This window comes from candidate division WOR-3 bacterium (assembly GCA_039801245.1).
In the GTDB taxonomy this organism is placed as follows: Bacteria; Hydrothermota; Tepidihabitantia; order Tepidihabitantales; family Tepidihabitantaceae; genus JAOABP01.
This window is the reverse complement of sequence record JBDRUF010000006.1, coordinates 17,033-31,181: the sequence shown is the minus strand read 5'-3', so window position 1 is coordinate 31,181 and position 14,149 is coordinate 17,033. Positions and strand designations below refer to the sequence as shown.

At 49.4% G+C, this 14,149-nt stretch carries 12 protein-coding genes; 5 read left to right on the top strand and 7 right to left on the bottom strand.

The genetic code is table 11. The annotated features are described in order from the left end of the window. Positions 1 to 45 precede the first annotated feature (45 nt). The 5 genes from ABIK47_01725 (at position 46) to ABIK47_01705 (ending at position 7,350) form a co-directional block, all read left to right on the top strand. Complete coding sequence (locus tag ABIK47_01725; protein MEO0019344.1) at positions 46 to 1,404, top strand: T9SS type A sorting domain-containing protein; 1,359 nt, start codon at positions 46 to 48, stop codon at positions 1,402 to 1,404. A 12-nt stretch (positions 1,405 to 1,416) separates the two neighbouring features. Then, positions 1,417 to 4,533 carry a FlgD immunoglobulin-like domain containing protein gene (locus ABIK47_01720; GenBank protein ID MEO0019343.1) on the top strand — a complete coding sequence of 1,039 codons (3,117 nt, stop codon included), beginning with the start codon at positions 1,417 to 1,419 and terminating at the stop codon, positions 4,531 to 4,533. 167 nt (positions 4,534 to 4,700) lie between these two features. Further along, on the top strand, positions 4,701 to 6,101 hold the full coding sequence (locus tag ABIK47_01715) for a hypothetical protein (GenBank protein MEO0019342.1): 1,401 nt from the start codon (positions 4,701 to 4,703) through the stop codon (positions 6,099 to 6,101). Between the two features lie 9 nt (positions 6,102 to 6,110). After that, positions 6,111 to 6,971: a dTDP-4-dehydrorhamnose reductase gene (gene rfbD, locus ABIK47_01710; protein MEO0019341.1), complete on the top strand. Its 861-nt coding sequence runs from the start codon at positions 6,111 to 6,113 to the stop codon at positions 6,969 to 6,971. Then, positions 6,940 to 7,350 (top strand): NUDIX hydrolase, encoded by a 411-nt coding sequence (locus tag ABIK47_01705; GenBank protein ID MEO0019340.1) that lies wholly within the window; start codon positions 6,940 to 6,942, stop codon positions 7,348 to 7,350. The genes rfbD and ABIK47_01705 overlap by 32 nt, the downstream gene beginning before the upstream one ends. Here ABIK47_01705 and ABIK47_01700 read toward each other — a convergent pair. The 7 genes from ABIK47_01700 to gcvT are packed head-to-tail and all read right to left on the bottom strand — an operon-like array spanning position 7,331 to position 13,951. Further along, entirely contained in the window at positions 7,331 to 9,145 is a 1,815-nt protein-coding gene (locus ABIK47_01700) for a glutamate mutase L (GenBank protein MEO0019339.1), read from the bottom strand. The two genes, ABIK47_01705 and ABIK47_01700, sit on opposite strands and share 20 nt — an antisense overlap. Next, positions 9,126 to 9,455 carry a hypothetical protein gene (locus tag ABIK47_01695; protein MEO0019338.1) on the bottom strand — a complete coding sequence of 110 codons (330 nt, stop codon included), beginning with the start codon at positions 9,453 to 9,455 and terminating at the stop codon, positions 9,126 to 9,128. The genes ABIK47_01700 and ABIK47_01695 overlap by 20 nt, the downstream gene beginning before the upstream one ends. Continuing rightward, positions 9,455 to 10,900: an aminomethyl-transferring glycine dehydrogenase subunit GcvPB gene (gene gcvPB, locus ABIK47_01690; protein MEO0019337.1), complete on the bottom strand. Its 1,446-nt coding sequence runs from the start codon at positions 10,898 to 10,900 to the stop codon at positions 9,455 to 9,457. The genes ABIK47_01695 and gcvPB overlap by 1 nt, the downstream gene beginning before the upstream one ends. Continuing rightward, entirely contained in the window at positions 10,897 to 11,094 is a 198-nt protein-coding gene (locus tag ABIK47_01685; protein ID MEO0019336.1) for a DUF6485 family protein, read from the bottom strand. Before ABIK47_01685 ends, gcvPB begins: the two co-directional genes overlap by 4 nt. A gap of 2 nt (positions 11,095 to 11,096) precedes the next feature. Then, complete coding sequence (gene gcvPA / locus ABIK47_01680; protein MEO0019335.1) at positions 11,097 to 12,440, bottom strand: aminomethyl-transferring glycine dehydrogenase subunit GcvPA; 1,344 nt, start codon at positions 12,438 to 12,440, stop codon at positions 11,097 to 11,099. Beyond that, on the bottom strand, positions 12,437 to 12,844 hold the full coding sequence (gcvH, locus tag ABIK47_01675) for a glycine cleavage system protein GcvH (GenBank protein MEO0019334.1): 408 nt from the start codon (positions 12,842 to 12,844) through the stop codon (positions 12,437 to 12,439). The genes gcvPA and gcvH overlap by 4 nt, the downstream gene beginning before the upstream one ends. A gap of 9 nt (positions 12,845 to 12,853) precedes the next feature. Beyond that, the gene (gene gcvT / locus ABIK47_01670) at positions 12,854 to 13,951 is read right to left on the bottom strand and encodes a glycine cleavage system aminomethyltransferase GcvT (GenBank protein MEO0019333.1); all 1,098 of its coding nucleotides are present in this window, start codon (positions 13,949 to 13,951) and stop codon (positions 12,854 to 12,856) included. Positions 13,952 to 14,149: the final 198 nt, after the last annotated feature.

The window sequence follows — 14,149 nt, the reverse complement described above, 5'->3', positions numbered from 1 at the left end:
TGGTGGGGGGGGTATAATTAAATTGAAGCCGAAAAGGAGGCAAGGATGAAGAGATTGTTACTGAGCGGGCTGATATTATTTATTTCACTGGCGTCAGCCTGGACACCGCCGGAGCGGGTTGACCGCAAACCTGATAACTATGTAACCTATGATAATGACATTGCGGTTGACAGGAACGGCACCCCGCATATCGTCTGGTCTGAGTGCAAGCGTGAGACCTATTATGAGAAGGTGATGTATGCCAGGCGGGACGGTGATACCTGGACAATTCCAGTTAATGTTTCCCGTGACTCTGGAGATTTTCTCGTTGTGGCGATTGCCATAGACACTTTTGGTGTGCCGATAGTGGTATGGTCCAAGGAGTATGAGGCGCGCATCCGCTACAGCAGACTGGTGGGTGATACCTGGTCTGTTCCCAAACTGGTTTTTCCTATCTATGCGTTTACCCCGAGGCTGGTTGTTGACCACCACAATCGCATCCATCTCCTCTGTGAGTCGCCTGGTACCAGTGAGGGTGTCATCTGGTACAGTTACTACATATCTGATGCGGACAGTTGGGCAGAGCCCTGCACGGTTGCCTTCTGTCCGAGCAGAGGGCTGGGCTGGTCAAATATCACGGTTGACCGTTATGACCGTCTGCATGCGGTCTGGATGGACTACCAGACTTATGGGCTGGGCTATTCATATAAGGACAGTTCTGGCTGGTCAGAACCGATGCGGTTGCCAGACCCGAGCGGGTCGCATCAATCCTGTTATCCTGCAGTTGCCTGTGATTCGCTGGGGCGTCCCCATGTGGTTTGGGAGGAGCGTTCTGGAGGTTACTGGATTTATTATTCCATGTTTGATGGGGATAGCTGGAGCACACCTTTTTTGCTTTACGAAGAGGGAGGCGGCAGGCCCCAGATTGTCTGCGATAGATACAATCGGCTCCATGTGGTCTGGGCATGTGATTATGGTCTGCGCCATAAAATCAAGGCCGATACCGGCTGGATTGGACCGATTGTGGTTACCGAACGCTCCGGATTGTTGGCTCTAACTGCCGGCACTGAGGCGCTGCATTTAGCAACCCGTCTCAGTGGTTTTTGCCTGTATTACCTCTCCCATAATTTGAGTGAAGGGGTGGAGGAAAATGGTCTATTAAATAATATAGATAATTCTCCCCGTCTTATGGTGCCGGGTATGACGAAAAATGGCTTAGAAGTAGGCTATATTATTTCTAAGGAGACTGAGGTTTTGCTGGAGGTGTTTGATGTCCAGGGTCGGTGTGTCTGGCAGAGACGGGTTGGAAAACAAAAGTCCGGTTGGTATAAACTCAGGGTGCCTGCCCCCTGTGCCGGGTTGTATTTTGTCCGGCTCATCGCAGGTCCGGTCATCCTGACAAGGAGGTGTGTAAAGGTTAAATGAAAGGAGGTTGAAATGAAAGTTTCCACGGTTGTTTGTTTTACGCTGATAAGTGTTGCACTGGCTGCTGACCAAGGGGTCATCATCCAAGGTTGGACCCCAGAGGAGGCTTTTGGACTGGACTGGGGTAATGGTGACAGAATCAAGGATGAACTCTGGAACGACTGCTATCTTGCCTATGAACTATTCTGCTCCAGACCCGGGATTGACACAAATCCCAGCAAGATACATCTACTATGGGCAGATGGGCAGGATTATGGAAGGAAGGGACCAAGGTATGACCCATGGGAAAGGCTGGAAATTCGGACAATCACCGATGATTCTGCCTGCATTCAGACGATTGAAAGCACTTTTGCGAAACTGGCTCAGGAGATGGCGCCAGCGGATACGCTCTTCTGCTATACTGCAGGGCATGGTGACCACGATTATAAAGAGAAGTATTTTGGATATCTGGCATCCCACTTTTCAATTCAGGTCAGACCGATAAGAAGGGATACCGGTGTTGACCTCTGGGATACGACCTTTGGACGCATCGCCAATTCTCTGAACTGTAACCGGGTGTTTATAATGAATCAGTGTTTTGGCGGTGGTTTTATTGATGACCTGTCCGACAGTTTAACATATATTATCTGTGCATCCGCAGCAGGGAGAAAGGCATATTCTGCGGATAATGATTCAAAATATGGTTCGCCAGTTCCTGAGCATGAAATTGTTCAGGGTGACACCTTCCATCACTTAGAGTTCTCATTTCATTTCTTGAACGCCCTCCGGGGTAAGGTGCCCTGGCCACCGGGAAGTAGCGATTCACTTCACCCAGCCCGTGCTGATTACAATCACGACGGCAATGTCAGCTGGGAGGAGGCGTTTATTTATGCCGATTCATTTGATTCGCAGCAAGACAAACCGGTAATGCACACACCCAGTTCATTCTGGCGCGTCCTCTCAAGCATTCCCGGGACAAAAAAAGCCCGTGTTGGGACTGCAATTGCTTCAGTTCCAATGACTGTCGGTAACGAGACGCTTGAGGTGCTTTTTGTCCTGAAGGGAAAGACAAACGAATTCTGGGCATATTATCCTGATTGTGATTCCTGGGCTGCTAAAGAGACACTCCCATGGGAGCTGAGTGGCCGAAAGAAGAAGTGGGATAATGGTGCCACGCTTGTTGCCGGTCAAGATGGCAAACTTTATGCCACAAGAGGAAGGTGTCTGGAATTCTGGTGCTATGACCCAGGGACAGGTGTGTGGGAATTAATGCCATCTGTCCCTTATGGACCAAGTGGAAAGGTCCTTAAGTATGGCACAGCGACTGCTGCGGTTACCATCGGTGACACTTCTTATATTTATCTTGTCAAGGGTACCAAAACTCGCGAGATGTATCGGTTGTGTATACCATATAATTCCTCCCATACCTGGGAAGTGCTGGCAGATGTCCCACCAGGTCCTAATAATAGGCCTTTACGGCAAGGTTCGTGTATGGCGTGGGACCGTGGCGACACTATTTTTCTTCTGAAAGGGTATTATAACGAGTTTTGGGCTTATTCGCTTTCAACCAGCACCTGGCACCAGCGCGCCTACCTGCCATACTGGTCATCAAGGGGTTCAACTGGGAAGGCAAAAGACGGGTCAGGTATGGTGGTAATAGGTGACAAGGTTTATGTTCTTAGAGGAAAATCAGACCCTCCAGAGGTATGGTGTTATTTGCAGGACTTAAATGGCTGGAGCCCGTTGCCGGCGATGGTTGCCGGTCCAAGTGGCCAGACAAGATGTGACGGGGGTATGACCAGTGCAGAAGGTTTCCTCTGGGTGCTCCGGGGCAAAAACTCAAATGATTTCTACCGGCTGACCCCAAAGCGTTACATACAACTCGAACCGTCGCCCCAGCCCGAACCCACACCAAGTCCGTGCGAAATACCCGTGGTACTGGGAGTAGACCTTGGTGGGCCCCGCTGGAGCCCTTCGGTTGAGTGGGTGGTATTTTCCAGACCGGATAGCAATGGCAATCTGCAGATATGGATGGCGCAGACCGATAGCAATGATGAGAGGCAGTTAACCAGCCTGAGCGGGGACTGCGAATACCCGGTCTGGTCCCCGGATGAAAGCAGAATCGCCTTTCAGTTCACACCATTAACTTCACCTTACAGCCAGATAGGTGTGGTTGATACTTCAGGGATGGTGTCATTTCTAACTACTGACAGTTGTGATAAGGAGTATCCGGACTGGTCTCCGGATGGAGCGCTCATTGCATATCAGGCAGATGATACCAGCGGGTTCACCCAGATTTATACCATTTCCGCAAATGACGGCGCACGAACACAGTGGACAAGTGAGCCGGTTGACCACGAAAAGCCTAAATTCTCCTCAACCGGTAGTATCATTTACCAGCGTGAGGGAACAAATGGTTTCAGTCAGATATACCGGCTGGACCTCAGTAGTGCTCAAGAGAATCAACTGACATTCTCTGATGCCGACCATGAGAATCCTGCGGTTGCGGTAGATGCCGGGCTGGTCGTGTTTGAGGTTAGTGATGCTAATGGATTCTCCCAGATTGGCATTGTCTCTGTTGGCGGTGGGGCAGAACAAATCCTGACCAGCGGCGAGTATGACTTCACTGACCCGTCAATAAGTGATGATGGTGCGACCATCCATTGTGTCCGATGGGGCACAACCGGCAGTGCCATCTGTCTTGTGAATTCAGACGGCGGGTATGAACTGCTAACCGACGATGAGGTTGACAGAGAAAACCCGCATACCACCTCAGTTGTTGCCTTCTCACCCGCAGCAATCTATGTCCGACCAGACGGCGTTTACCGCACTGGCATTCAGCAACGAAGTGGAAGTCAGAGTGCCGGAGGCACTGCTATTAACCTTGGGCAGGCGCTGCCCAACCCAGCAAGAGAGCGGGTGCGGATAAAATATTCTCTGCCTGAGGAGACAGAAATAAACCTGAAGGTCTATAACAGTGCGGGTCAACTAATGAGAACCCTTGTGAGCGGCAGGGCAAAGCCGGGTCAATATTCCACGGTCTGGGATGGGAAGGACACAAAGGGAGAAAGAGCAGGTGCGGGTGTTTACTTCTATCAACTTGAGACCGAAGGTAGGCGCTTGAGCCAGAAGTTGGTGCTGACAGAGTAGGCTGAATATAAAGAAAAAGGGCGGCAGTTAATGCCGCCCTTTTTTGATATATTTCTGTTATCCCAGAAAGTAGCAGCTTTAGTATGTCATTTTGAACACGTCTAAGGCGATAATGGAATAGGAAGCGTTTGCATTTTACCGGATTCGGCTTAAACTTGTATAATCTAATGATGCAGATTGCTTTTTTATTCGCCATTTTTGCTGCAGGTTTATGTTCAGGCTGGGCGCAGGGGAACTATTTTATTAAAAGTTATGGCGGTAGGGGAGACCAGACCGGTCTTTTGGTTGTGCCGAGAGATACTGGGTTTTATATTGCCGGTTTTATGGAGTCGGTTCCAGGGTTCGGTGCGGCTTTCATTATCAGAACCGATGATTTTGGCGAGACGCTCTGGACAAGGATGATAGTTGATTCTGGAGTTACGATAGTTCTTCATAGTGCCATAGGTGATGGTAATGGCGGCTGTGTGATGGTCGGGCAGAGGCGAACCAGTCGGGGCGACTGGGATATGCTTGTTATCCGGGTTGACTCCTCAGGTGCAATGTTATGGCAGAAGACCTCAGGGACAACTTCTGATGATGTCGCAACCGCGGTCTGCGATGCTAATGACGGCTGGGTTGTTGTCGGCAATACGCTGCGGAGCGGGGGGTATGATATTAGACTGGTGAAACTGGATTATGAGGGTAATGAATTGTGGTCAAGGGTTATGGGGAGTTTGCAACCCGATTTAGCCTATGCGGTGGCAAGAACCGGTGATGCCGGGTTTGTTATTGCGGGGGCAACATATCCTGCTGGTTCCCGTTTTTCCAATGTGCTTCTGTTTAAGGTTAACTACTGGGGTGAACTTGTTTGGTGGCGGCAATACGGGGACTGGTCCTGGGATGAGGCAAGGGCAATTTTGGCGACGGCTGAATTCGGTTTTACCATTGCCGGTTTTTCTTCATCCTATGGTGCGGATATGGATTTTTATCTCTTGCGCACAGATTCGCTCGGAGAGTTAGTATGGTTTCAGACATTTGCCATTCCTGGTTTGCAAAAGGCTTATGGTTTAACACAGATACCTGAAGGATTTGTTCTTGTGGGCGAAGGTTTTTTGCCCGGGGAGGAGGCACAATTGCTACTCCTGCGAACCGATACAGCGGGTAATTTTGTCTGGCAGAGATTTTATGGTGGTGATGGTTATGACCGCGGTGTTATGGCTGCCTATTTGGATGACGGTGGTTTTGCTATTACCGGCAGGACCTGGGTGGATTCAGTAAACCGGTATGATATTTATCTGATTCGAACCGACTCATCCGGCAGAATAGGGCTGAATGAGATTGGAAATAGGGTAAATAGGGGAGAGGAGATTGTTGCTTTCCCCAATCCCTTTCGCAATCGGGTGTGGCTTCAGGCTAACTGTAATAAATGGGCAGAAGTATTCAGCGCTAACGGCGCATATGTGCGCAGAATTAATTTGGATTCGGAGTGGGATGGACGGGACGAGAGCGGGAAAATAGTGCCACCAGGTGTGTATATTATTAGCACAAGGGACAATAGTAGACGCTTAAAACTGATCAAGTGTGAGTAAAGAGATTTTATGAAGTGTCTTGTTACCGGTGCGCGCGGGCTTTTGGGTTCGGAACTGGTTCAGTATTTAAGAAAAGAGGGTAATGAGTTGATTGCCTGGGATTTGCCTGACAATGATGTTACTGATATTGAAAGGTCTATTAACGAGATTCACAGGGTTAAACCGGATGTCATCTTTCATCTTGCCGCCTGGACCGATGTTGACGGTTGTGAGGAAAATCCGGCAAAGGCGACGATGGTGAATTTTCAGGGGACCTGGGCAGTGGCGTTAGGAGCGGCAGAGTTAGGTTGCAAGATGGTTTATATCTCTACTGATTATGTGTTTGATGGTAAGACAAAGAGACCCTACCGGGAAAATGATAAGCCCAATCCCATATCGGTTTACGGTAGAAGTAAATTTATGGGCGAGCAGGCGGTTATCAAAAACTGCCCGCGGCGGTTCATTGTGCGCACCTCCTGGCTTTTTGGGAGATACGGCAGGAATTTTGTTGATACCATCAGGCAGAAGGCGCAAATGGAGTCAAGGATTTTTGTGGTAAGTGACCAGACCGGTTCGCCCACCTATGCAAGGGATTTGTGTGCACCGCTTTTGACAATTGCCTCTTCTGAGTATTATGGAATTTATCATCTGACAAATTCTGGTCAGTGCTCGTGGTTTGAATTTGCGCGAGAGGTTATTCGCCTGATTAAGGCGGATTGCGAGGTGGTGCCGATTGGAAGTATTGAATGCGGTCGTAAGGCACCAAGACCGGAATTTTCGGTTCTTGATAATTATAATTACCGAAAAAGGTTTGGCGCTGTTTTAAGACCTTGGCAGGAGGCATTAAGGAGCTATTTAGATGAGATATCGGCAACCAAAACTGGCGGTTGACTGTATTGTTCTTGTTGACAATAAAGTAGTGTTGATTAGGCGGAAAAATAAGCCCAAAGGTTGGGCTTTGCCAGGCGGGTTTGTAAACTATGGCGAGAGTGTTGAACAGGCGGTAAGACGGGAGATAAAGGAAGAAACCGGGTTAACCCTTGTGGATTTGCGTCAGTTTCGGGTCTATTCAGACCCGAAGCGTGATCCAAGATGGCACTGCGTTTCGGTTGTGTTTGTTGCGAAAGGAAGAGGTAGGTTGCTCGCGGGGGATGATGCCAGCGATTTTATGTTGGTGGATTTGGATGAGGTAGAGGAAATTAAATTGGCATTTGACCACCAGAAAATTCTTCGGGATTTTCGCCAGGCTGTTAAGCAGGATAGGCATTAATCTGCCCAGCCCATTTATTTAAAACCTGACGCCGGAGGTTATCATCTTCAGGTAAAACAAGAGGACGCCCGCGGCAATCAATTATCACTCCGGACAGTCCGCCTTCAACCTTAGCATCAACTGTCTTGCCAGGGCCAGCGCCAACATCAAAACCCCGTTCCGGAACTATTATTGCACGGGCAGATTCACCAACAGGCAATGGCAGACATTTGATATCGCCGTAGTTAACCTTAACCTCTAACTGCTCCCCGGTTGACCTTAAAACCCGGACAGCCACGCAGGGTTTTCCCTCTTTTCCCTGTCCTTTTGGGGCAATGCTGGTACCCAGATGAATCAGGCAGTCCTTTTCAAATACCTCCTGTGCCGCCTCAGGATGAACCTCGGTTAAAACACCAAGATGTGGCATCATAAAGATGGAGTCAACAGTCAGGCGGGTAACACCTTCGGGCTGAAATGCGTCAAGGAGCATCAGTGCTGCCTGTGATCGACGTGGGGCATGAGAGAGGGCACCGCCAGAGCCGACAATCAGGGCAAGTTCCATCATATTGACTAAAGTCTCACCGGTTCGAGCCTGGGCAAAGGCATCAGAGATGGTTCGCTCCTGCTGGATTCCTTTCAATCCAACGGCCATTGATTTATGGTGTTCAAGGGCGAGGCGCAGCGCCTCGCGGGCAATTGCCTGTTCGAGTTTTAGGTCTTCAAGGGTGGAAGGTATCGTCGTCGGACGAATCATCTTGTTACGGATGCGGTTGCGGACCTCACTTGCCGGGATCTCAATCGGTAGCCAGCGGATGATGTTTTCTTCACCCGCTTCAGCAAGGACATTTGATACTGAGTATGACATCCCTAAGTTTGCCGAGACCGTGCGGTTAAAAATGCCTTGAAATACACTAAAAACATCGGTTGTGGCGCCGCCAATGTCAACTCCAAGAACAGCGATACCCTGACTCTTGCCGATGTTTTCAATTAGAAGCCCAACTGCACCTGGTGTGGGCATAATCGGAACATCGGTCCATTCCATAAGTTTCCTGTACCCGGGGGCATGAGCCATCACATGCTCCATAAAGAGGTCGTGGATCTTATGTCGGGCGGGTCCTAGGTTTTCCCTTTCAAGAACGGGGCGGATGTTTTCCACAATAACCAGGCTCGTCTTGTCTTTCAGGGTTTTTAAAACTAACTCCCGCGCGTCTTTGTTACCGGCGTAAATCACTGGCAGATTATAACCAATGCCAAACCGCGGCTTCGGGTCAGCAGCGGCGATCAGCTCGGCGAGTTCAACAACATGGGAAATAGTGCCGCCATCAACACCACCAGATAACAAAATCATATCCGGGCGCAGGGTGCGGATGCGTTCAATCTTCTCATGGGGCAGTCTACCGTCATTGGAGGCGATGACATCCATTACAATTGCACCGGCACCGAGCGCGGCACGGGCAGCACTTTCGCCAGTCATTGTGAGAACAACACCGGCAACCATCATCTGTAAACCGCCGCCGGCTGAGGATGTGGAGATATAAATATCGGTGCCTTCTTTTTCACCTGCCTTCGGTTTAAAGATGCCATCACCTTTAACCAGTTTGACGCCGGAGAGTTCTTCGACCTCCATAACTGAATTGAGCACCCCTTTAGTAACATCCTCAAAAGGCGCCTCCACTGTTGTCGGTGCTTCACCGCGGACAATCAACCGGTACTCATCACCCCGCTTCTCAATCAGAATCGCTTTGGTAGTTGTTGAGCCGCAGTCGGTGGCAAGGATACGGGTGATTTTTTCCTTGTTAAACTTTGTTTTTTCCATTTTTACTTTCCTTATCTGTTACGTTGGGTTGTTTGCGCTCATCCTCAAGTTTTTCAATGGTCTGAATTAAGAGTTCCACATTGCTGCGTTCCTCAAACAAAGCGGCAATCTCCTCATATTGATAAAAAGGAAAGAGGGCGGTAACTATTGGTTGGAAAAAAACCATCAGTTGTGAGCCGACAAAGGAGAGTGGTTTAGCAGATTCCAGTAACACGATGGCAATCGGTGAGAGACGCAAATCAACGGTCTTTCGGGCAATCTTAAAGATGATTTCGGTTTTTCTTTCTGGGCTTATGTCAGCGGCAAACATCAGTCCTGATAATTAACATCAAGCTGCCTTGAGGCACGTGCCTCGTCCAGCCGGCGCACTGGTGTTGTGAAAGGTGCGTTGCGGAGAGTTTCCGGCTGGGTTTGCGCCTCTTGAGCAATTGCCTTCATTGCTTCAACAAACTCATTGAGCGATTCAAGGGATTCGGTCTCCGTTGGTTCAATCATCAGCGCCTCAGGAACGATCAGCGGAAAGTAAATTGTCGGCGCATGGAGCCCGTAGTCAAGGAGCCTTTTGGCAACATCCAATGTTTTGACACCATACTGTTTCAGATTGGTCCCGGCAAAGACCACCTCGTGCAATGAACGGCGCGGGTAAGGCAGGTCATAGGTTCCTTCCAGTTCTTTGCGAATATAATTGGCATTGAGGACAGCACATTCGGCAACCTCCTTCAATCCCCTTGCACCCAGCATCCTGATATAGGTGTAGGCACGCACCAGGACGAGAAACTGACCGTAGGACCCGAGGACCCGTCCGATTGAGTCAGGTAAGTCATAGTCAAAATAGTACCTACCGTTGTCGAACCTGATTACCGGCTTAGGTAAAAACGGCTCAAGCTGTTTTTTAACCGCCACTGGTCCAGAGCCAGGTCCACCGCCACCGTGAGGAGTGGAAAAGGTTTTGTGCAGGTTGATGTGCATAAGGTCAAAGCCGGCATCAGCAGGGCGGTGAACACCAAGATAGGCATTGAGATTGGCACCGTCAAGATACACCAGAGCACCGTAAGAATGCATGATTTCACAAATCTCTTTGATTTCGGTCTCAAACATTCCTAAGGTGTTGGGATTCGTCACCATCAGGCAGGCGACGCAATCTGAACAGGCGCGCCTTAGTTCTGCCGGGTCAATTAAACCGAGGGAATTGGATTTTATCTGCACTGTTTGAAAGCCGGAGAGCACCACGGAGGCGGGGTTGGTGCCATGTGCTGAATCGGGTACAAGAACAATCTTGCGGTCCTCGCCTTTTTTCTCAAAGAACTTGCGTACCATCATAATCCCGGTAAGTTCACCATGGGCACCGGCTGCGGGTTGCAAGGTGATAGCATCAAAACCGGTAATTTCCTTTAACAGTTCGCCCAGTTCAAACATCAATTGCAACGCCCCTTGAACAAGTTCTTCTGGTTCATAAGGATGGAGGTTGGTAAATCCGGGCAGGCGGGATACATATTCATTTACCTTGGGATTGTATTTCATCGTGCAGGAGCCGAGCGGATAGAAACCCTTGTCAACATGGTGATTGAGAATTGAGAGCCGGACAAAATGGCGGATGATATCAGTTTCTGATAGTTCTGGCAACCGGTTGTCTCGGCGGATTTCCTCCCCAAGAGATTTCTCTATGTCAACCTCGGGTACATCCAGTTGTGGTAATGACCAGGCACGCCTCCCTGTTTTTGACAGGTCAAATATCAACCTTTCTGTTCGCTTCATTTTCTCCTCTGGCAGGAAATAAACATAGTTATTGAACGGTCATAAGTTCTTTCCACTTCCGGCGGAAAGAAGCAGCCAGGCAGTTCGTTGTTTTGCCGGTGATAGGCGATGCATTCGCAACACCTGCCCTTCCGGCTGCAGGGTTCGTAGGTGCAGGTGCACCTTGAGAGATTTTGTTTAATGTTACATTCCATAATTAGCTTTGAAACTCTTGCAAAAATTGGACAAATCTATCAAGTTCAGCCTTTGTCCTTTTTTCGGTTACTGCAATCAGGAGGAGTTTCTGCCAGTTGGGGTTGAATCTGCCCAAGTCAACCCCGGCAAGGATATTATGTTTGACGCCAGCATTTATTATTTCCCGAGCAGGAACCGGTGTTTCCACGACAAACTCTTTGAAAAAGCGGTTGTCCGCATAGACCTTGAAATTGTTAATGAGGGCGATCCGGTCGGCAAGGTAATGGCTTTTTGCCAGACACTGCTTTGCTACCTCTTTAATTCCCTCCCTGCCCATCCAGGCGAGATAAATCGCAGCAGCAAGTGCACACAGCGCCTGATTGGTGCAGATGTTGGAGGTGGCGCGTTCTCGCCGGATGTGTTGCTCTCGGGTCTGGAGCGCAAGGACATAACCGGTTTGACCGTTCATATCAACTGTTCGGGCAGCAATCCTGCCCGGCATATTGCGGATGTACTTCCTTTTGGCGGTGAGGATGCCAAGGTATGGACCTCCAAATGAAAGAGGAATTCCGAGCGGCTGACCTTCAGCGACAGCAATGTCGGCATCATAAAAGCCGGGCGGATTGATTATCCCTAAGGAAATCGGGTCAACGGCAACGATTAAGAGGGCACCGGCATCGTGGCAAATTCGGGCAATTTCTGACATAGGTTCAAGATAGCCGAAGAAGTTAGGCTCTTGGACAATTATCGCTGCGGTCTGGTTGTTGACAGTATCTTTAAGACTCTTGATATCGGTGAGGAAATCGGTGGCTTTGATAGTAGTAATGGGCACATTTAAGCCATGGGCATAGGTGGCGACGACCTCGCGATAAACCGGGTTGACGGTTTCACTAATAATGACTTTCTGCCTGCCGGTTATGTCCCTTGCCATATGAACGGTTTCGGCAAGGGCGGAGGCACAGTCATACATTGAGGCGTTGGCAACCTCCATCTCTAACAACCGGCAGACAAGCGACTGAAACTCATAGATTGACTGCAAAGTCCCTTGACTGACCTCTGCCTGATAGGGTGTATAAGCTGTGTAAAACTCTGGACGGGAGATAATAGCATCAATTATTTGGGGGCGGTAATGGTCATAGGCACCGGCACCGGCAAAGCAGGTTAGTTTATCAGTGGTGGTGTTTAACTGGGCAAGGTGGTTGAGTTCTCTAATAGCCTCGGGTTCGGAAAGGGGAGGGGGTAATTGCAGCTCTCTTTTCAGTTTCAGGTCATCCGGGATGGTATCAAAAAGCTCCTCAATACTTCTGACGCCGATTTTTTCGAGCATCAGGCGTTTATCTTCAGGTGTGTGGGGTGTGAAGTTCAATGGTGCTCCGACCTTTTCACCAGTTCGGCGTAAGCCTGGTGGTCAAGCAACCCGTTGATTTCCTCAGGATTGCTCAACTTGATGCGGCAGAGCCATCCTTGACCATAAGGGTCGCGGTTGACCATTGCCGGCGCCTCGCCTTCTGCCTTATTAATCTGCGAATTCGCCTCAATCACCTCGCCGGATAAGGGTGCATAGATGTCTGCGGTTGCCTTGACCGCTTCAATAAAGCCAATTGGGTCATTCTGTTTCACCGTTTTGCCCAGTGCGGTAATTTCCACATAAACAACATCGGAGAGCTCCTTCTGGGCAAAGTCGGTGATGCCAATTGTGGCGATATCGCCTTCAATCCTTGCCCATTCATGGGTGTTGGTGTATCTCAAATCAGCGGGGATTTCTGTCATTTCTCCTCCTTATTTCTTTCTTGAGCCAGTTTTGTAAAAGGGCGGACTGACCACAACCGCCTTAAAGCGACCGTTGCGGATTAGAATCTCAACCTCGGTGCCGGTGGCAGCATATCTCCTCTGAACATAGGCAAGGGCGATCCCTTTTCCCAATGATGGTGACATTGTTCCGGAGGTTACAAAACCGACCTCAGTGCCGTTAGCAAAGACCTGCTGGTGGGGTCGGGGAATTGCGCGGTCCTTCATCTCCAGACAGACAAGCCGGCGCTTGGGTTTTTCCTCCGCAATCTTTTTTAAGGCATCGGCACCGATGAACCCGCCTGGTTTTTCCAGTTTTACCACAAATCCCAAGCCGGCTTCAAGCGGATTGGTGTTCTGGTCGATATCATTGCCATAAAGACAGTACTTCATCTCCAGGCGCAGGGTGTCGCGGGCACCAAGACCAATCGGTTCTATTCCAAACTCATTGCCGGCGGTCATCAAGGCATCCCAGACATTTAACGCCTTTTCCCCGGGAATGTAGAGCTCAAACCCGTCTTCACCGGTATACCCGGTCCGGGAAATGAGGCATTCAACACCGGCAACCTTTCCCATTGCTGCCCAGTAAAAGCCGATGGGTTCAAGGTCAATTGAGCAGATTTTCTTGAGGCAGGGCTCCGCCTTTGGTCCCTGAACCGCCAGTTGCGCCACCTCCTCGGTAATGTTCTCCAAGTGCACATCCCCCTGAAGATGCTCTTTGAGCCAGTTGGTATCCTTTTCGTTATTGGCACCATTGACCACCAAAAGAAAGTAATCCTCAAACCGGTAGACGACCAGGTCATCAACAATGCCACCATCAGGATAGCACATCACCGAATACTGGGCCTGATTTAAGGCAAGGGCAGCGGCGTCGTTGGTTGTCATCTTGTTCACAAAGGCAAGGGCATCTTTGCCCGATATTTTGATTCTGCCCATATGGGAGACATCAAATACACCCACCGCGGTGCGCACCTTTTGATGCTCAGGGATGATGCCCCGAAACTGTAAAGGCAAGTGGTAACCCGCAAACTCAACCATCTTGCCGCCAGCAGCAAGATGTCTCGGGTAAAATGGGGTCTTTTTTATCATAGATTTTAATAATATCATGAAAAACTATCCAGGTCAAGAAAACGCTCTTTATTTCTGACAGAAGTTAAGTGTATATAAAGATAAACAAAACTCAAGGCGTTAAATTAAGTTATGTATCGCAGTTTCAAAACTTAGCCGAGGATCAATTTTGCCGGGGGACAATCCCCGGGGTAATTTTGGTCTTGCTCGCGGTGTGAT

What these genes read in the sequence shown, in the direction of transcription:
- ABIK47_01725 (MEO0019344.1), top strand. Translation starts at nt 46, where the DNA reads ATGAAGAGATTGTTACTGAGCGGGCTGATATTATTTATTTCACTGGCG.
- ABIK47_01720 (MEO0019343.1), top strand. Translation starts at nt 1,417, where the DNA reads ATGAAAGTTTCCACGGTTGTTTGTTTTACGCTGATAAGTGTTGCACTG.
- ABIK47_01715 (MEO0019342.1), top strand. Translation starts at nt 4,701, where the DNA reads ATGATGCAGATTGCTTTTTTATTCGCCATTTTTGCTGCAGGTTTATGT.
- rfbD (MEO0019341.1), top strand. Translation starts at nt 6,111, where the DNA reads ATGAAGTGTCTTGTTACCGGTGCGCGCGGGCTTTTGGGTTCGGAACTG.
- ABIK47_01705 (MEO0019340.1), top strand. Translation starts at nt 6,940, where the DNA reads ATGAGATATCGGCAACCAAAACTGGCGGTTGACTGTATTGTTCTTGTT.
- ABIK47_01700 (MEO0019339.1), bottom strand. Translation starts at nt 9,145, where the DNA reads ATGGAAAAAACAAAGTTTAACAAGGAAAAAATCACCCGTATCCTTGCC.
- ABIK47_01695 (MEO0019338.1), bottom strand. Translation starts at nt 9,455, where the DNA reads ATGTTTGCCGCTGACATAAGCCCAGAAAGAAAAACCGAAATCATCTTT.
- gcvPB (MEO0019337.1), bottom strand. Translation starts at nt 10,900, where the DNA reads ATGAAGCGAACAGAAAGGTTGATATTTGACCTGTCAAAAACAGGGAGG.
- ABIK47_01685 (MEO0019336.1), bottom strand. Translation starts at nt 11,094, where the DNA reads ATGGAATGTAACATTAAACAAAATCTCTCAAGGTGCACCTGCACCTAC.
- gcvH (MEO0019334.1), bottom strand. Translation starts at nt 12,844, where the DNA reads ATGACAGAAATCCCCGCTGATTTGAGATACACCAACACCCATGAATGG.
- gcvT (MEO0019333.1), bottom strand. Translation starts at nt 13,951, where the DNA reads ATGATAAAAAAGACCCCATTTTACCCGAGACATCTTGCTGCTGGCGGC.